Raw genomic sequence first — 17,895 nt, forward strand, 5'->3', positions numbered from 1 at the left:
CCTGAGCATCATCCTCAAAGCCCTTCCATTTTGGTTGACCAATTTTACAAGCGAAGCGCTTTATGAGTCATAAAAAGTGCCTGCGCAGCGTCAAATTCGGCTTTTCACCGCCGGAAGTCAACCTGATAAATGATTTTGGTTAACCAGATCACAAATACCGCATCAGGCTGGCGACCACCTGGCCTAACTGTGGTTCACTCCCGGCGGATAGATAAAACAGGACGCATCACGCCACGCCCGGCAATCAAGGGCCAGGGGTTATGCGCTGGCCGGTATGGACTCCACCTCCGGCCAGGCAGTCACAGACGTTGCTCACACATGCTGTTAATAATGAATGGAGAATCCGATGAACCGCAGTTTGAATCCAGGGATTGCCGCAACCGGCACGAAACGCGTCATCCGTCATCTGCGCTGGTGGGTGCTGGTGCTGTTTCTGGCTGGCGTCACCGTCAACTACATTACCCGTAACTCGTTAGGCATTCTGGCCCCCGAGCTGAAAACCAGTCTCGGCATCACCACAGAACAATATTCATGGATAGTCGGCGCTTTTCAGCTGGCTTATACCTTCTTTCAACCGATCTGCGGCTGGCTGATTGACGTCATTGGCCTCAAACTCGGCTTCTTCATCTGCGCCACCATCTGGGCGCTGGCCTGTCTGTTCCATGCCGGCGCCGCCAGCTGGTTGCACCTGGCCATTTTGCGCTTTGTCATGGGCGGAGCTGAAGCGGCCGCCACGCCGGCTAACGCCAAAGTGATTGGTGAATGGTTCCCGAAAAAAGAGCGTCCGATCGCGGCCGGCTGGGCCGGCGTCGGCTTCTCGATTGGCGCCATGCTCGCACCTCCCATCATCTACTTTGCCCACGCCTCGTTCGGCTGGCAGGGCGCATTCCTGTTTACCGGCTGTCTGGCTCTGGGCTGGGTGGTGCTGTGGTGGCTGTTGTATCGCGATCCGGAACGTAACCCGAATCTCAGCAGCGATGAGCTGGCCTTTATTCGTCAGGATAATGAGCCACCGGCGGTCAAACTGCCCTTTTTCAAAGCCCTGAAAACCGTCTCCAGAAACAAGCGTTTTTACGGTATCGCCATTCCCGCTTTTATGGCTGAACCGGCATGGGGCGTGCTGAGCTTCTGGGTACCGCTCTATCTGGCAAAAGACCTGGGAATGGACCTGAAACAGATTGCCATGTTCGCCTGGCTGCCGTTCCTCGCGGCGGATCTCGGCAGTGCAGCCAGCGGCTACCTGACGCGCATCTATACCCGGCTGTTTGGCTTCAGGCAGGTAAATTCCGTTGTCGCCAGCTCGGTCACCGGCGCCTTTCTGATGCTGTCGCTGGCACTGGTGGCGATGACCAAAGACCCCTATGTCGCGATTGCCCTGATCTCAATTGGCGGTTTTGGTCATCAGATCATCTCCTGCATGTTAAGTGCGCTGGTGGTGGAAAAATTCGATAAGGGCCAGATGGCCACGGTGAATGGCATGCGCGGCTCATTTGCCTGGATCTCCAGCTTCCTGTTTTCGCTGGTGATTGGCGTGACGGCTGACAAAATCGGCTTTAACCCGCTGTTTGTCGCCATGGGCTTTTTTGACCTGATCGGTGCAGTCTTCCTGATTGCGTTTATTGCTGAGCGTCGTTCAGCGACCCAATGAAGTAGGTAACGATGAAAACCTTAAAAAACTGGTCTTTAGCCCATTCTGATCGTCACCATGTGGTGCTTAACGTCGATGGCAAACACCATCTGTGCCTGTACGTGCTGGAAAAAGGTCTGTTCCGCGTGGTGATCAAGCGCCACGGCAACTACAGTCTGGACCGCACCTGGAGCATTGCGCCGGAACAGGATGTTCCATGGGAAGGGCGTCCGCGCGACAGCCTGGCCGGGTTTAGCCTGCCCGGTTTTACGCTGGAGGAAGAAGCCAATTGTCTGACCATCAGTACCGACACGCTGCGCGTGATGGTGCGTCAGCCACTGGCGCTGGAGTGGCAGTACCGTGATGCCGCAGGCGACTGGCAACTGCTGACCGGCGATCGCCCCACCAGCGCCTATCAGATCAACGCACACGGCGACGGCGTGGCGCACTATCAGCGCCGCATGGCGGACGACCGCTACTACGGTCTGGGCGAAAAAACCGGCGATCTGCAACGCAACGGCAAACGCTTTGAGATGCGTAATCTGGATGCTATGGGTTACAACGCCTCCTCCACCGATCCGCTGTACAAACATGTGCCCTTCACCCTCACGCGGCGTAACGACGTCAGCTTTGGCCTGTTCTACGATAACCTCAGCACCAGCTGGTTCGATCTGGGTAACGAGCTGGATAACTATCACCAGCCGTATCGCCGCTGGCAGGCGGAGAGTGGCGATATCGATTACTACCTGTTTGTCGGTAAGCGGGTGCTGGATATCACCAAAACCTTCGTGCGCCTGACCGGCAAAACGCTGTTCGGCCCCAAATGGAGTCTGGGCTACAGCGGCTCGACCATGCACTACACCGATGCGCCGGACGCGCAAAACCAGCTGATGAACTTCATCCGCCTGTGTGAGGAGCACGCTATTCCGTGCGACTCCTTCCAGCTCTCTTCGGGTTATACCTCGATCAATAACAAGCGTTATGTGTTCAACTGGAACTACGACAAAGTGCCGCAGCCGGAAGCGATGAGCGAGGCATTTCACGATGCCGGGCTGCGCCTGGCGGCCAACATCAAACCCTGCCTGCTGCAGGATCACCCGCGCTATGAAGAAGTCGCGGCTCAGGGACTGTTTATCCGCGATTCGGAAGAAGATGTGCCAGAGCGCTCGGTGTTCTGGGATGATGAAGGATCGCACCTCGATTTCACCCATCCGCAAACGGTGGCCTGGTGGCAGGAGAACATCACCCGTCAGCTGCTGGAAAAAGGCATCGACGCCACCTGGAATGATAACAACGAGTATGAAGTCTGGGACGGCGAAGCGCGCTGCCACGGCTTCGGTACGCCGATTGCCATCAAGCATATTCGCCCGGTGATGCCGCTGCTGATGATGCGCGCCTCGATGGAGGCGCAACAGCGCTTTGCCCCCGAACAGCGACCGTTCCTGATTTCGCGCTCCGGCTGCGCCGGGATGCAGCGCTACGTGCAAACCTGGAGCGGCGATAACCGCACCAACTGGACCTCGCTCCGCTACAACATTCGCATGGGCCTCGGCATGAGCCTGTCCGGCTTGTATAACGTCGGTCACGACGTCGGCGGCTTCTCGGGCGATAAACCCGACGCGGAGCTGTTTGTGCGCTGGGTGCAGAATGGCGTCATGCATCCGCGCTTCACCATTCATTCGTGGAATGACGATCACACCGTGAATGAGCCGTGGATGTATCCTTCGGTCACGCCCGCGATTCGGGCGGCCATCGCGCTGCGCTATCGCCTGCTGCCGTATCTTTACACGCTGCTGTGGCAGGCGCATGCGGACGATGAACCGATGCTACGTCCGACGTTCCTCGATCATGAACATGATGCCCAGACCTTTGCTGAGTGTGATGAATTCCTGCTCGGCCGCGATCTGCTGGTCGCCAGCGTAGTGGAACCCGGCCAGCGTGAACGCCGCCTGTGGCTGCCCGACAACCAGACAGGCTGGTATGATTTCGCCACGCAGCAGTGGTATAGCGGGGGTCAGTGGATCACCTTACCTGCGCCCCTGGAAACGCAGCCGCTGCTGGTGCGCGCAGGTGCGGCACTGCCACTCAGCGAGCGAATTGCTCACGTCGAGGCCGCCGCAGACGATCGTCGCACGCTGCAGCTTTATCCATTGCAGGGCAAAGGCGTTAGCCACGGCGAACTGTTCGAAGATGATGGCGAATCCTGGGGCTATCAGCAGGGCAATGCGCTGTGGCTGCAGTGGGAAATGCGCTGCGAAGCCACAGCCATTCACCTTACGTTGCGGCGCAAGGGTGACTATCAGCCGGCATGGCAAACGTTGCAGATTGCCCTGCCCGCCGGTGAACAGCGTGCGCTGTTTATCGACGGTGTCGCCGCAGACGCTGCGTCAGCCGACGTGACGCTGGCGCAGATTTCCCGCAGCTGATAAACCACAAGAGCGCACCGATGTCGGGTGCGCCTGATTAACTTCAGCCCGTTCTTCTCTCCCTCAGCGGCTTACACCAACACGCTATCTGCCCGTTTTCTGTCCCGACGTTATCCCGATAATAAATCTATCCGGTTTAATACGCTTATTTCACCGCCCTGCTCACCCGATTAATCCTGGTTGCTTACTAATATAATAGCTGCGCTTAATGCAGGCATAAGCGTTTACTGCTGAGGCGATTGCGTAAAACATGACGACGCACTGGCTAAGCCATCGCAATAATATGCCTCAACACGGAAACGCCGCGGTTTAAGCAATATTCAACTGTGGCGCGCTATTAGTCATTAAGACGACATTAACCGGGTAATTCCCGACTTCTCAAAAGGCCTCTGTGATGAAAAGATTGCTGTTACCGATGATAGCTTTACTTGCCAGCCACGCCACCCTTGCCGCCGACGGTCAAATCACGTTCGTCGGCGCGATTGTTGAACCCTCCTGTGATTATGCCGTGACGCGCAGCGTCTCGCTGAACTGCACGCGCGAAGGGATTAAAAAGAGCGAAACCCTGCAGGTTAATCAGGCGACACAAAAACTGCCTTACGCATTAGGCACAGCGCAGATTACCCGCCAACGCGGCCTGAACTTCCTGGTGGTCGAATATAATTGATGCCGCTATGGCATATTAATTCTGTGCCTGATATCGCAACCCCGGTTATTTCACTCGCAACGGATTGCTTCACCCCATTGATTCATGTAAACGCTGAACAGCCTCTGTAATTAGCCCTGGATTGTCCCCCTGCCTATTAACGCACCGCCAGTACGCAGATTGCCATTGAGCAAGGCGAACGATTGCCCGATTAATTACGCCGAACAGACTCAGCGCAGTCCCTGCACCAGCAGCACCAGCCGGGCAAAGTTCTCGCCCATTAGCGCCTCAAACCACGGACCGATAGCGCCAGTGATCACCCACAGCGCCACCAGGCCGCTGGTCAGCGTGAGCGGAAAACCCACCACAAAGATTGACAGCTGTGGCGTAAAGCGGTTGAGCACGCCGAGCGTCAGGTTGATACACAGCAGCACCATCATCACCGGCAGGCACAGCATCAGCGCGGAGGCGAAGATGGCGGCGGCCGAGGTGCTGAGCCAGAGAAAGATCTGGCCGTTAAACAGGGCATCGCTGATCGGCAGGGCAACAAAGCTATCGGTCACGATACGCAGCATCCACAGGTGCCCGTTGAACGTCAGAAACAGCAGCGTCACCAGCACATTCAGCAACCGGGCGATAATCGGCATGCTGCCGCTGGAAGGATCGAAGAAGGTGGCAAACGACAGGCCCATCTGCAGGCCGATGACTTCACCGGCGATGCGCACCGCCACAAACATAAACTGAATGCTGAAGCCCATCGCGACCCCGATCACCAGCTGGCGCAGCGCCAGCCACAGGCCATTCAGCGAAAACAGCGGCACCGGCTGCGGCGGCAGCTCACCCGCCACCAGTAAGGTGACCAGCAGGGCCAGGCCGATTTTGGTTTTGCGATCGATGCCCTTTTCGCTGAATACCGGCGCGGCGTGAAACAGCGCCAGCAGGCGCACAAACGGCCAGAAATAAATATTGACCGCGTCCGTGAGGCTCTCCATCGGCAGCGTCAGCATGGTCATCCAATCAGATACGGCAGGCTGCCAAACAGGGTGCGGGTATAATCGAGAAACAGATTCAGCATCCACGGACCGAGCGCGATACCGGTGGCGACGATTGCGAGGATTTTCGGGATAAACGACAGCGTCATCTCGTTGATCTGCGTCGAGGCCTGAAAGATGCTCACCAGCAGACCAGTGAACAGCGCCACCAGCATCAGCGGCGCGGCGATCAGCAGCGCCACTTTGATCGCCTCATGGCCAAGACTCATAATACTTTCGGGCGTCATGCGTTCCTCAACTAAAAAAACTTTTCGCCAGCGAGCCCAGCAGCAGCGGCCAGCCATCCACCAGCACAAACAGCATCAGCTTAAACGGCAGCGAAATAGTGGCCGGGGGCACCATCATCATGCCCAGCGCCATCAGCACGCTGGCCACCACCAGGTCGATAATCAGAAACGGAATGAAGACCGTAAAGCCAATCTGAAAGGCGGTTTTCAGCTCGCTGGTGACAAATGCCGGCAGCAGCATACGCAGCGGCACATCTTCGCGGCTGGCAAAATGGCTTTGCTTCGTCATATTAGCGTAGAGCGCCAGATCCGACTGCCGCGTCTGCTGCAGCATAAATTCACGCAGCGGCTGTACGCCCTTTTGCAGCGCGGTTTCCATGCTGATTTGACTGGCGGAGAGCGGCTGCCAGGCTTCATCGTAGATACGATCGAACACCGGCGACATCACGTAAAAAGTGAGAAACAGCGCCAGCCCGAGCAGCACCTGATTGGGCGGCGCTGACTGGGTGCCCAGCGCATTGCGCAGCAGGCCGAGCACGATAATGATGCGGGTAAAACCGGTCATCAGCAGCAGCATCGCCGGCAGGAAGGTGATGCCGCTCAGCAGCACCAGCGTCTCCACCGGCAGCGACCAGCTCTGCTCGCCGGCGCGCGTCAGCACCAGATCGCCATTCGCCGCCAGCAGCGGGCGCGAGGCCAGGAGTAAACTTAACGCCAGCGCGCGCGTGCCCCAGCGTGTCACGCCTTGCGCCCTTTCAGCAGGTCACCGAGCGTGCTGCGAAAATCCGCCGCGGTGCGCGACGGCTGCACCTCTGCCTGTGGTTTGTCAAAGCTGGCGAGGCAGCTGATCTGACCGGCGCTGACGCCAATCAGCAGCTGACGGTCGTGCATCTCCACCACCAGCAGCCTTTCGCGCTGGCCGACAGTATGGCGTTCTGTAATCTGCAACGTGGCGCTGGCCTGCGGCAGACGGCGCAGCGCACCGCTGCGGCGCAAAATCCAGCCTGCGCCGATGATCAGCAGTACGATCAGCGCCAGCGTGCCGCCCACCTGCATAATTAAATTACCCGCCAGAGGTTCACTCGCGTTCATTAGCGGCTCAGCCTGTTCATGCGTTCGGATGGCGTAATGATCTCGGTGATGCGGATGCCGAAATTATCGGACACCACCACCACTTCGCCCTGTGCGATCAGATAGCCATTAATTAAAATATCCAGCGGTTCCCCCGCCAGCCCTTCCAGCGTCACCACCGAGCCCTGACTCAGGCGCAGCAGCTCTTTAATGGTCATTTTGGTGCGCCCCAGCTCCACGGTCATTTTGACCGGAATATCGTGGATCAGCTGGAGCTCATCGGAAACGGTCGCGCTGCTTTTGCCTGCCGGCGCGTCGGCCACCGCCTGCTCGTTCATCGCCGCCGCCCAGAGATCGTCGGCGGAGAGGTCAGCGCCAGGCACATTGAGGCTGTCATTCATGGGACGGTTATCCTTTCTTCAAAACGGTAAAACGCGAGTTCAGCATCTGTTCGATCTGCAGCGCATAGTGCTGTTCGATGCAGCCATAGCGGGCGCTGAACACCGGCACGTTATCTACGCTGGCCTCGACGCTGTTGCGGCGTTCAAACGGAATCACATCGCCCACCTGCATATTCATCACGGCCGACAGGCGGGTCGGAATCTCCGCCATGTTCACCACCAGTTCCAGCGCCGATTCCCGCACCTGCGAGGCCAGCAGCGTGCGCCACTGCGCATCTTCCATCACCGAGTTATCCAGCGGCGGATTGGTGAGCAATTCGCGCAGCGGCTCAATCATGCTGAACGGAATACAAATATCGAAGCTGCCGTGCAGTGAACCAATTTCCACGTGGAACGGTGTGGTCACCACAATATCGTTGGGTGAAGAGGTGATATTGGTGAACTTGACCTGCATTTCGGTGCGAATATATTCGGTTTTGATATTAAACAGCGTACTCCACGCACTCTCATAACCGCTCAGCGCCATATTCAGCAGGCGTGATATCACCCGCTGTTCGGTCGGGGTGAATTCCCGGCCGTCGGCTTTGGTGGGAAAACGCCCATCGCCGCCGAACAGATTATCCACCGCCATAAACACCAGACTGGGTGAAAAGACAAACAGCGCCGAGCCGCGCAGCGGATGCAAATGCACCAGATTAAGATTGGTCGGCACCGGCAGGTTACGCGCAAATTCCAGATAAGGCTGTAACGTAATCGCGCCGACGGTAATATCGAGGCTGCGCCGCAGCAGATTAAATAATCCGATGCGAAACTGGCGGGCAAAGCGCTCGTTAATCATCTCCAGCGACTGTAAACGTTCGCGGATTACCCGACGCTGTTTATTGGGATCGTACGGCTTAATGCCGTCGTCGCGGGTCTGGGCAGCGCGGTCATCGTCCTCACTGCCGCCGCCGTTGAGCAGACGGTCAATTTCAGCCTGAGAGAGCAAACTGTCAGACATGGACATTACCGGATAATAAATTCATTTAATAAAATATCGCTGACCTGTAGCTGCTGGCCGGATGTAATGGGCTGCGCCAGCGACTGCGCAATACTGTTTAACAGCGACTGTTTGCCTTCGGCGCTGACCAGCTGATCGGCACTGTGCTGGGTCAGCAATAAATTAATGCGGCTGCGAATCTCCGGCAGCACTTTTTCCGCCAGGCTTTTTGACTCTTTATTTTCCACCCGCATGGTCAGGCCAATATATATCACCCGATTATCGTTTGGCGTCACCGGTTTAAGGCTTACGGTAAAGGTTTTCAGCGGCACATACAGCGGTTCGGCGGGCGGAAGATTTTTTTCCGCCGGCGCGCGATTATTTTGTCCGGCCAGCGTGCCGCTGAGCTGTTTAAATTCCACCAGCAAGTAACCCGCCATGCCACAGGCAGCCAGCGCCGCAATCAGCGCAATAATCATGACGGGCGAGCTTTTACGGCCGGCTGCCGGCGTTTTAGGGTTAACCATGAATAAAAGTGCCTTTTGAAATAGCGGTCAGAATATGAATCAGTGCGACCGCTATTGTATTACAGCGACCGTCGCGGCTTATACCGGGATAAAATTTCATTCCTGAGCGCTATTCGCCGTTTGATAACGCCGCTAGACGAAGGTGCTGATTGCGCCTGTCGCGACGCGATTAACGTTCAGCGTTGCGGACGTTACTCCGGTGCTGTCCGCATCACCCTCGGGCAGGCGCGCGGCGTCTGGCGAAGCGGTGGTGTGCGGCTGTGACTGCTGCTCAAAGTTGCCGGTGCTGACGCTGCTCTCACCGAGCTGAATACCGCTCTCCGCCAGCGCATGGCGCAGCTGCGGCAACGTCGCCTCCAGCGCGGCGCGCACCTGCGGATGATCGCTCAGCACCAGCAGCTGTGCCTGATCCTGCTGCAATCGCAGCGACACCTGCACGGTGCCGAGGTCTTCCGGGTGCAGCTTCAGCTCGGCGCGGTGGACGCCCTGCTGCACCATCACCTTCAGCTGCTGGCCGATGGCCTGCTGCCAGGGTTCGCTGCCCGGCGCGGCCTGCAGCTGAGCACGCAGCACCGGTTCCGCCACAGGCGCACTGTCGCTGGTGGCGCGCGCCGCGCCGGGCAGCGCCGTCAGCGCAGGCGCGCTATCCGCGCTGGCCATGTCGCGCAACGGCACTGCGTCACGGATGTCAGTTACCGTCATCGGGTCAGGCGACCGCGGCGTCGTGAGCGGTGCTGGCGTATTGTCTGCTGCCAGCGGGTGTGCGGCTGCGCTGTCAGGATTCATATCCGGCGTCGCGCGCGTCGCCACCGGCAACCGCATGCTCTGTGGCGCGGGCACTGACGCTTCGGTGGTCGCTGGCGTCGGGTGTTCGGTGGCGGCTGAGGTCGCAGGCAGCTGCGCCACCAGCTGTTGCAGTATGCTGGCATCCAGCTGGGCTGGTACTGGCAGCGGTTCGTCTTCCGCTTCGGCACCCTCTTCCGCGATGCGCACAGGCGTTAACGACGACACGACCTCAGGCAGTGCCAGCGGCAACACCGTCGTCTCCGGGCTGCCCATCCGTTGCGTCAGGAGGGCGGAAAACGCCGCATCAGGCGCTTTGCCCGTGGTGCCGCGACCGGCCAGATTACCCGGCGTAAGCAGCGGCATCACAGGCATATTTCACCGCCTTTGCTGCCGGCGCGCTGGGCAAATTCATCCATCAGTTTCTGCTCCTGCCGCTGCAGCCGCTGCGCCTCACGTTGCGTTGCGCGCGCCTGCAGGGTTTCATAGGCGTTAAGACGCCGTTTTTCCTGACTCCACAGCACGCGGCTCTGACTTACCCGATGCTGGCAGTGGGTCACCTGCTGCACCTGCTGCCCCACCACCTGGTTGAGCGAATGGATAAACGACTGGTGATTGATAAGATCGGCGATACACATGCCGGCACCGGTAACCTGCTGTTGCAGCGCCTGCTGATATTCGCGTTCATAGTTTTCCAGCTGGGTGAGCTGCTGCGTCGCCTGCTGCCAGTGCTGCTGCGCTTCGCCCAGCGCCTGCACCCGCTGCTGCACTTTTTTCTCGGCCTGCTCACGCAGAAAATCCATCGGATTGAGCGTACTCATAGTGTTACCTCATCATGCACCGGAAGGTCCGGGAAAAGCTGGTCAAGCTGCGCGCGGGCGCTGGCCAGATCGCAGCGCTGATCGATACCCTGATGCAGCAGCGCTTCCATCTGCGGATAGAGCGCAATGGTCTGGTCGAGCAGCGCATCGCTGCCGCTGACGTAAGCGCCAACGCTCACCAGGTCGCGATTACGCTGCCAGCTGGACAGCATCTGCTTAAAGCGCCGCACCTGCTGAAAACGCTGCGGCGAAATCAGGTCGGTCATCGCGCGGCTGATTGACGCTTCAATATCAATCGCCGGATAGTGGCCGGCCTCCGCCAGCCGCCTTGATAGCACGATATGGCCATCGAGAATGGCGCGCGCCGAGTCGGCGATCGGGTCCTGCTGATCGTCGCCCTCGGTCAGCACGGTATAGAACGCGGTGATCGATCCTCCGCCTGCCAGACCGTTACCGGTGCGCTCCACCAGCGCCGGCAGGCGGGCAAACACCGACGGCGGATAGCCTTTGGTGGCCGGCGGTTCGCCGATGGCCAGCGCAATCTCGCGCTGCGCCATGGCATAGCGCGTCAGGGAATCCATGATCAGCAGCACGTTGAGGCCGCGATCGCGAAAATCTTCGGCGATGCGCGTGGCGTAGGTGGCACCCTGCATACGCAGAATCGGCGACACGTCGGCCGGCGCGGCGATCACCACCGCACGCTGACGACCGTCGGCACCGAGAATATTTTCGATGAAATCTTTGACTTCGCGCCCGCGCTCGCCGATCAGCCCGACCACGATCACATCGGCGGTGGTAAAACGCGCCATCATGCCGAGCAGCACGCTTTTCCCGACGCCGGAGCCGGCAAACAGCCCCATGCGCTGGCCGCGCCCGACGGTGAGCAGCGCGTTAATGGCGCAAACGCCGACGTCGAGCACGGTCTTAATCGGGTCGCGCAGCAGCGGATTGAACGGCGGCGTATAGAGTGCGCCGCGCGGCGCATCCCGTGGCGCAGGCAAGCCGTCAAGCGGCTGACCGCTGGCATCCAGCACCCGGCCCAGCAGCGCCGGGCCCAGCGGCAGCTGTTTGCCGTCAAACGCGCTGGTGCCGTTCTCCGCCGGCCACAGCGCGGCCCCCGGCACGATGCCGTCCACCTGCTCCAGCGGCATCAGGTAAAGCAGTTTTTCTTTAAAGCCCACCACCTCACAGGCGACGCTGTCGGTGCCGCTGGCGCTGCGGCGTTCAACCTGGCACACCGCGCCAATCGGCAGTTGCAGGCCGACCGCTTCCATCACCAGCCCGGTAGCACGCGTCAGCCGGCCGCACTGGCGCACCGGCGTAAGCTGCTGTAGTTGCGCCTCGCGCCGGTCCAGCACCTCCAGCCACTTGCTGATGTGCGCACTCATGGCACCAGATCCTCACGGCTTAACTGACACAGCGCCTGCCAGCGCCGCTCCAGCGTGGCATCCAGTTCGCCTTCAGCCCAGGTGAGGCGACAGCCCCCCGGCAACATGCTGTCGTCCGTGCGGATCTCCCAGCGCAGCGCCTGGCACGACGCGGCAAGGTACTCCTGTACCCACGGCAAATCCTGCGGATGGATCGTCAGCACGGCATCCTGCTGCAGCCAGCGATCCTCCTGTAAATAGCGGCGCAGCTGGTCGCTCAGCAGCGCCGGATTGGCCACCAGACTGTCGCCGACAATCTGGCGCGCCGCCGCCAGCGCGTGCTGCAGCAGGCGGGCCGGAATCAGTTTGTTGATCTGCTCCAGCGTGGCCTGAAAACTGGCCAGCAGCGCGCGGGCCTGCTCGCCCTGCGCCTGCAGATCCGCCTGCGCCTTTGCCAGCCCCTGCGCGTAACCGGCTTGCTGCCCTTCATGAAAGCCGGCCTCATAGCCCTGCGCGTGACCCTCTTCGCGCCCGCGCCGCTGACCGTCACTCAGGCCCTGCTGTTGGGCCTGCTGCCGCAGCTGGCGCAGTTCGGCCTCCAGATGTTCCGCAGCGGGCGCATCGGCGGGAGGCTGCAGCGGCGCGCTCACGCTCTTGGGCGTCAGATCCGCCAGCAGATTGTCCGGTTGCCAGCGCGTCCACGTCTCTCTATCAGACGTAGGCATCGTCGTTGCCTCCCAGCATGATTTCGCCTGACTCGGCGAGGCGGCGCACAATCAGCAGAATATTTTTCTGCTCGGCTTCCACTTTCGACATACGCACCGGCCCGCGTGATTTGAGGTCGTCGCGCATGATATCGGACTGACGTTTCGACATATTGCGGAAGAACTTCTCGCGCAGCGGCGCGTCGGCGCCTTTCAGCGCGACAATCAGCGATTCGTGATCCACTTCCTGCACGATGCGCTGGATGCTGCGGTCTTCCACGTCCACCAGATTTTCGAACAGGAACATTTCGTCGATGATTTTCTGTGCCAGCTCCTGGTCGAAGTCGCGCACCGCATCGATCGCCGCCTCTTCCTGCTGGGCTTTCATCAGGTTAAGAATCTCCGCCGCCGGGCGCACGCCGCCCAGCTTGCTGCGCTTCAGGCTCTGGCCGTGCAGCAGGTTGTTGAGCACTTCGGTCAGCTCCTGCAGCGCCGCCGGCTGCACGCCGCCAAAAGTGGCGATACGCAGCATGATGTCGTTGCGCGCGCGTTCATCGAACTTGCTCAGCACATCGGCCGCCTGGCTGCGGTTGAGGTGCACCAGAATGGTGGCGATGATTTGCGGATGTTCGTCGCGTATCAGCTCCCATACGCCCTGCGGCTCCATGATATTGAGGGTTTCGATGCCGTTACCGCTGTCGGACGAGTCGAGGATGTCATCCAGCAGGCTGGAGGCGCGTTCGACACCCAGCGCTTTGATCAGCACGTTGCGCAGATATTCGCTGGTGTTGAGGCTCAGCGCCGCGTATTCGCTCGACTCCTGGCTGAACTCGCGCAGCACCTGCGCGATCTGCTCATGGGTAAAACCGCCGAGATTGAGCATCGCGCTGCTGATCTGCTTCACCTCATGGGTATTGAGATATTTAAAGACGTTGGCCGCCAGTTCGTCACCGAGGGTGAGCATCACAATGGCGCTTTTTTCTGAGGCATTCATGACGGAGTGCGTTCCTTATTCATCCACTGGCGGATCACCAGCGCGATCACGCGCGGCTCCTGCTGCGCCAGATCGCGCAGCTGCTGAGCGGTAATTTCGGTCTCGACGCGCTGCGCGCTTTTCTGCTGTTCGTCGCGTTCAGCCCGCCGCTGCGCGGCATGCTCCTGCTCATGGCGCGCCTGCTGTTCCAGCGCCAGCCGCTGCTGCTGCACATCGTGATGACGCTGCAGCGCGGGCTGCACCGCTTTGCGCCACAGCAGCCATGCCACCAACGCCACCAGCAGATAACGTCCGGCGGAGATCAGCAGATTGATCAACGCCGGCTCCTGCCACAGCGGCACGCGCTGTGCGTCATCCTGCTCGCTGAACGGGGAGTTCACGATATTGACGCTGTCGCCGCGCGTTGCTGAGAAGCCCATCGCTTCTTTCACCAGCGCGGTAATCTGCGCCACCTGCGCGTCGCTCAGCGCCACGCTCTCTGCTTCGCCGTTTTTGGCCGGCAGAAAGTTCACCACTACCGCCGCCGACAGCCGCTCAATGCGCGCGGCGCTGCTGCGCGTATGGGTCAAAGTACGGTCGAGTTCAAAGTTGGTGGTATCGTCGTGGCGATTGTTGTACGGCTGCGCCGGCAGCACGGTGGCGGTGCTGCTGCTCTCTTTTTTGTCGCCGCTTTTACTCTCTTTTGCCGGTGGGTTGTTGATTGGCAGGCTGACCGGTGGCGACGGCTGGTTGCTTAATGCGCCGGGTACGCCGCCCACCGGCTGGCCATTGCCCTGCTCGGCGCGGCTGCTCTGACGGCTGCGGATCGCCATTTTTTCCGGTGCGCTGTTCGGCTGATACTGCTCGTTGGTCTGCTCCTGCGTGGTGAAATCCAGCTGGGCGGTCACCTGCGCGCGCACGTTGCTGCTGCCCACCAGCGGAGCCAGAATGGTCTGAATGCGCTGCTGATAGTCGGCTTCGATCGCCTGCGTGAACTGGCGCTGCGAGGTTTGCACCGCCTGGCTGCCGCTCTGCGTCAGCAGCTTGCCGCGCTGATCGACCACCGTCACCTGCTCAACATTGAGCGCCGGCACTGCACTGGCAATCAGATGAGTGATGGCGCTGACCTGGCTATCGTCCAGCGTGCGGCCATTGTTCAGATGCACCGTGACAGCGGCAGACGGCGGCGTTTGCTCATGCAGAAACAGCGACGGTTTCGGGATCGCCAGGTGCACGCGCGCGCTGCGCACCGGCCCCAGCGCTTCGATGGTGCGCGCCAGTTCGCCTTCCAGCGCGCGCTGGAAATTTACCTGCTCGCTGAACTGGCTGATGCCAAACTTCTCCTGATCCAGCAGCTCAAAGCCGACCGCGCCACCTTTGGGCAGGCCGAGCTGCGCCAGTTTGAGACGCACTTCATGCACCTGCGCTTCCGGCACCATGATCGCTCCGCCTTCACGGCTGAACTGGTAAGGCACGTTCATCTTGCTCAGTTCGCTGATAATCGCGCCGCCGTCCTCATCGCTGACCTGGCTGAACACTACGTGATACTGCGGGGCTTGTGCCCAGAAAAAGGTCGCCATGGTGAGCGTTATCGCCAGCGCCACGCTGAACGCCAGTACCAGTTTCGGGCTGGTACGCAGGCGGGCCAGCAGCGCGCTAATGGCAGGAGGTGTATGTGCTTTTATATTGGCATTCATGCCGAAACCCTGTGTAAAACAACGCAAACCATTGCGGTATTGCGTAACAGCACCACAATTCAGCGTAAGTCCGGTGAAGGGAAATAATCTGGTGCCTATTATGGTTTAAGCGCGTGTTTTTTTAAGCAGTAATAAGCTGAAACTTCTGTCGGCTTATCGCATTTTTCCCATTCGACAACGCGGTGTTAGGATTTTATCGTCAAATAAAAGGTTTATTTCCGGCATACAGGAATTAAAGGCATGTCCTTTTCAGCAATGCAATCGGTAGTCAGTCAAATTCAAAGCCAGGCAGCACAGCTGGCTGAACCGTCGCGTCGCGCGCCGGACGCGCCCGCCAGCGGTGTGCCGGCCTTTGGCGACGCGCTCGCCAGCAGCCTGCAGCAGCTTAATCATTTGCAGGCAGACGCAAAGCAGCAGAGTCAGCGCTTTATGCTGGGCGATGCCGGTGTGGAATTAAACGATGTGATGATCAGCGGGCAAAAAGCCGCGATGGCATTAACCTTTGGTATACAAATGCGCAATAAGATGGTCAGCGCTTACCAGGAAATCATGAATATGGCGGTGTAAGTCACCGTCATTATTTCGCCATTAATGTTACCCAAGCACGCTTATTCATTCTCCACTTTTAACGCAGCAGCTTATTAGCCGAGGCTGATATTCTCCGCCTGCGGATAGGTTTTTCATGACCGATATAAATACCCTGAAACTCAGTCCGGTTCAGCATCAGGTTAAGACCGCACTGACCGACCGGGAACTGTCTAAGATTAGCGCGCTGATTTACCAGCGCGCCGGCATTGTGCTGAGCCCGCAGAAGCGCGACATGGTATATAACCGGCTGTCGCGGCGACTGCGCGAGCTGCGTCTCGCCTCTTTCACCGCCTATACCGACCGGCTGGAAGCGGACAGCCACAGCGACGAGTGGCAGGTGTTTATTAACGCGCTGACCACCAACCTGACCTCCTTTTTCCGTGAAGCCTACCATTTTCCGCTGCTGGCCGAGCACGCCCGCCAGCGCGGCGGCAGTTACAACGTGTGGTGTACCGCGGCGTCCACCGGCGAAGAGCCCTGCTCCATCGCCATGACGCTGGACGCCGTGCTGGGCCGTCCGCTGGCCGGGCCGCGCGTGTGGGCCACCGATATCGACACCGAAGTCCTGCAGCGCGCCCAGGCGGGCATTTACCGTCTCGCCGATATCCACAGCCTGACCGCTGAGCAAAAAAAGCGTTATCTGCTGCGCGGTACCGGCATCAATGCGCAACAGGTGAAGATACGTCAGGAGCTGCTGAGCCAGATTCACTATCAGCCGCTTAATCTGCTGAGTGCGCAGTGGGAGATTCCCGGCCCGTTCGACGCCATCTTCTGCCGCAACGTGATGATCTATTTTGATCAGCCGACGCAGGAAACGCTGATGCGGCGCTTCGCCACCCTGCTGAAACCGGGTGGTTTGCTGTTTGCCGGCCACTCCGAACATTTTAACCAGCTCAACGGCCCGTTCCGCCTGCGCGGTCAGTCGGTGTATTGCCTCGCCGGAGCGCGCGGATGAACAAAATCAAAGTGCTGTGCGTGGATGACTCCACGCTGATTCGCAACCTGATGACGCGCATCGTCGACCAGCAGCCGGATATGGAGATGGTGGCCACCGCCGCCAATCCGCTGATCGCCCGCGAGCTAATCAAGCAATACAACCCGGATGTGCTGACGCTCGACGTTGAGATGCCGCACATGGACGGGCTGGAGTTTCTGCAGCGCCTGATGCGCCTGCGGCCCATGCCGGTGATCATGATCTCTTCGCTCACCACGCAGGGGTCAGAAACCACGCTGACGGCACTGGAGCTCGGTGCGGTCGATTTTATCGCCAAGCCGGAACTGCGCCAGCCGGGCAGCATGGCGCTGTACAGCGAGCTGGTGTGCGAGAAAATCCGCGCGGCCGCCCAGGTGCGGCTGCGCCGTCAGGAATCGCTGCCGCCCGCCGCGCCGGTGACCATGCCGTCACGCGCCGCGCGCGACACGCTGTTTGCCATTGGCTCCTCCACCGGCGGCACTGAAGCGCTGCGCCGCGTGCTGACCACCCTGCCCGCCGACGGCCCCGGCATCGTCATCGCCCAGCACATGCCGCCCGGTTTTACCCGCTCGTTTGCCCAGCGGCTCAACCTGCTATGCCACATCACGGTGAAAGAGGCCGAGGATGGCGAAACGGTGCGACCGGGCCATGCCTACATCGCACCGGGCGATTATCACCTGACGCTGGCGCGCAGCAGCGGCCACTATCAGCTTGCCCTGAATCAGCAGCCGGCGATCAACCGCCATCGCCCGTCGGTGGATGTGCTGTTTCACTCGGTAGCCAGCGTGGCTGGCAAACGCGCCGTCGGTGCCATTCTTACCGGCATGGGATCGGACGGCGCGCGCGGCCTGCTGGCGATGCGTCAGGCCGGCGCCTGGACGCTGGCACAGAGTGAAAAAACCTGCGTGGTGTTCGGCATGCCGCGCGAGGCAATTGCCCTTAATGCTGCCTGCGAAGTCGTTGACCTGCCGCAGATTGGACAACAGCTGCTTAACCGCGCCGGCGCTATGCCGCAGGCGCGATAACCCGTTAA

General features: G+C 59.8%; 19 protein-coding genes. 6 read left to right on the forward strand and 13 right to left on the reverse strand.

Features of this window, described 5'->3' with window-relative positions:
* Nucleotides 1-346 precede the first annotated feature (346 nt).
* The 3 genes from KOL70_RS06600 to KOL70_RS06610 all read left to right on the forward strand — a co-directional run bounded on the left by KOL70_RS06600 (nucleotide 347) and on the right by KOL70_RS06610 (nucleotide 4,720).
* The gene (locus tag KOL70_RS06600; protein ID WP_021509925.1) at nucleotides 347-1,648 is read left to right on the forward strand and encodes an MFS transporter; all 1,302 of its coding nucleotides are present in this window, start codon (nucleotides 347-349) and stop codon (nucleotides 1,646-1,648) included.
* A gap of 11 nt (nucleotides 1,649-1,659) precedes the next feature.
* Complete coding sequence (locus KOL70_RS06605; RefSeq protein ID WP_215480403.1) at nucleotides 1,660-4,053, forward strand: TIM-barrel domain-containing protein; 2,394 nt, start codon at nucleotides 1,660-1,662, stop codon at nucleotides 4,051-4,053.
* Between the two features lie 415 nt (nucleotides 4,054-4,468).
* Nucleotides 4,469-4,720 carry a hypothetical protein gene (locus tag KOL70_RS06610; protein WP_215480404.1) on the forward strand — a complete coding sequence of 84 codons (252 nt, stop codon included), beginning with the start codon at nucleotides 4,469-4,471 and terminating at the stop codon, nucleotides 4,718-4,720.
* Between the two features lie 209 nt (nucleotides 4,721-4,929).
* On the opposite strand, the gene fliR is transcribed toward KOL70_RS06610, so the two are convergent.
* The 13 genes from fliR to fliF all read right to left on the reverse strand — a co-directional run bounded on the left by fliR (nucleotide 4,930) and on the right by fliF (nucleotide 15,301).
* Complete coding sequence (fliR, locus tag KOL70_RS06615) at nucleotides 4,930-5,706, reverse strand: flagellar biosynthetic protein FliR (protein WP_215480405.1); 777 nt, start codon at nucleotides 5,704-5,706, stop codon at nucleotides 4,930-4,932.
* Nucleotides 5,707-5,708: 2 nt separating this feature from the next.
* The gene (gene fliQ, locus KOL70_RS06620) at nucleotides 5,709-5,978 is read right to left on the reverse strand and encodes a flagellar biosynthesis protein FliQ (RefSeq protein ID WP_058757477.1); all 270 of its coding nucleotides are present in this window, start codon (nucleotides 5,976-5,978) and stop codon (nucleotides 5,709-5,711) included.
* Nucleotides 5,979-5,985: 7 nt separating this feature from the next.
* Nucleotides 5,986-6,678, reverse strand: a complete 693-nt coding sequence (fliP, locus tag KOL70_RS06625) for a flagellar type III secretion system pore protein FliP (RefSeq protein WP_254185854.1) — start codon at nucleotides 6,676-6,678, stop codon at nucleotides 5,986-5,988.
* Nucleotides 6,679-6,716: 38 nt separating this feature from the next.
* On the reverse strand, nucleotides 6,717-7,070 hold the full coding sequence (fliO, locus tag KOL70_RS06630; protein ID WP_104188934.1) for a flagellar biosynthetic protein FliO: 354 nt from the start codon (nucleotides 7,068-7,070) through the stop codon (nucleotides 6,717-6,719).
* Nucleotides 7,070-7,450, reverse strand: coding sequence for a flagellar motor switch protein FliN (gene fliN / locus KOL70_RS06635; protein ID WP_058757475.1), 381 nt, complete (start codon nucleotides 7,448-7,450; stop codon nucleotides 7,070-7,072). Before fliN ends, fliO begins: the two co-directional genes overlap by 1 nt.
* Nucleotides 7,451-7,457: 7 nt before the next feature.
* Nucleotides 7,458-8,450, reverse strand: coding sequence for a flagellar motor switch protein FliM (gene fliM, locus KOL70_RS06640; protein ID WP_215480407.1), 993 nt, complete (start codon nucleotides 8,448-8,450; stop codon nucleotides 7,458-7,460).
* 5 nt (nucleotides 8,451-8,455) lie between these two features.
* Nucleotides 8,456-8,956, reverse strand: a complete 501-nt coding sequence (locus KOL70_RS06645) for a flagellar basal body-associated FliL family protein (RefSeq protein WP_088517788.1) — start codon at nucleotides 8,954-8,956, stop codon at nucleotides 8,456-8,458.
* Between the two features lie 132 nt (nucleotides 8,957-9,088).
* On the reverse strand, nucleotides 9,089-10,114 hold the full coding sequence (locus tag KOL70_RS06650; protein WP_215480408.1) for a flagellar hook-length control protein FliK: 1,026 nt from the start codon (nucleotides 10,112-10,114) through the stop codon (nucleotides 9,089-9,091).
* Nucleotides 10,105-10,560 carry a flagellar export protein FliJ gene (fliJ, locus tag KOL70_RS06655; protein ID WP_215480409.1) on the reverse strand — a complete coding sequence of 152 codons (456 nt, stop codon included), beginning with the start codon at nucleotides 10,558-10,560 and terminating at the stop codon, nucleotides 10,105-10,107. The genes KOL70_RS06650 and fliJ overlap by 10 nt, the downstream gene beginning before the upstream one ends.
* Nucleotides 10,557-11,948, reverse strand: a complete 1,392-nt coding sequence (fliI, locus tag KOL70_RS06660; protein WP_215480410.1) for a flagellar protein export ATPase FliI — start codon at nucleotides 11,946-11,948, stop codon at nucleotides 10,557-10,559. Before fliI ends, fliJ begins: the two co-directional genes overlap by 4 nt.
* Entirely contained in the window at nucleotides 11,945-12,652 is a 708-nt protein-coding gene (locus tag KOL70_RS06665; RefSeq protein ID WP_215480411.1) for a flagellar assembly protein FliH, read from the reverse strand. Before KOL70_RS06665 ends, fliI begins: the two co-directional genes overlap by 4 nt.
* The gene (gene fliG, locus KOL70_RS06670) at nucleotides 12,639-13,625 is read right to left on the reverse strand and encodes a flagellar motor switch protein FliG (RefSeq protein WP_058757469.1); all 987 of its coding nucleotides are present in this window, start codon (nucleotides 13,623-13,625) and stop codon (nucleotides 12,639-12,641) included. Before fliG ends, KOL70_RS06665 begins: the two co-directional genes overlap by 14 nt.
* Complete coding sequence (gene fliF, locus KOL70_RS06675; RefSeq protein ID WP_215480412.1) at nucleotides 13,622-15,301, reverse strand: flagellar basal-body MS-ring/collar protein FliF; 1,680 nt, start codon at nucleotides 15,299-15,301, stop codon at nucleotides 13,622-13,624. The genes fliG and fliF overlap by 4 nt, the downstream gene beginning before the upstream one ends.
* 240 nt (nucleotides 15,302-15,541) lie before the next feature.
* Here fliF and fliE point away from each other — a divergent pair, with 240 nt between their 5' ends.
* From fliE to KOL70_RS06690, 3 genes are all read left to right on the forward strand, one after another.
* The gene (gene fliE / locus KOL70_RS06680) at nucleotides 15,542-15,868 is read left to right on the forward strand and encodes a flagellar hook-basal body complex protein FliE (protein WP_058757467.1); all 327 of its coding nucleotides are present in this window, start codon (nucleotides 15,542-15,544) and stop codon (nucleotides 15,866-15,868) included.
* A 115-nt stretch (nucleotides 15,869-15,983) separates the two neighbouring features.
* A complete protein-coding gene (locus KOL70_RS06685; protein ID WP_088517782.1) occupies nucleotides 15,984-16,844 on the forward strand; it encodes a CheR family methyltransferase in 861 nt (286 codons plus the stop codon).
* Entirely contained in the window at nucleotides 16,841-17,887 is a 1,047-nt protein-coding gene (locus KOL70_RS06690; RefSeq protein ID WP_215480413.1) for a chemotaxis response regulator protein-glutamate methylesterase, read from the forward strand. The genes KOL70_RS06685 and KOL70_RS06690 overlap by 4 nt, the downstream gene beginning before the upstream one ends.
* Nucleotides 17,888-17,895: the final 8 nt, after the last annotated feature.

It is taken from the genome of Pantoea sp. B270 (genome assembly GCF_018726825.1).
In the GTDB taxonomy this organism is placed as follows: domain Bacteria; phylum Pseudomonadota; class Gammaproteobacteria; order Enterobacterales; family Enterobacteriaceae; genus Pantoea; species Pantoea dispersa.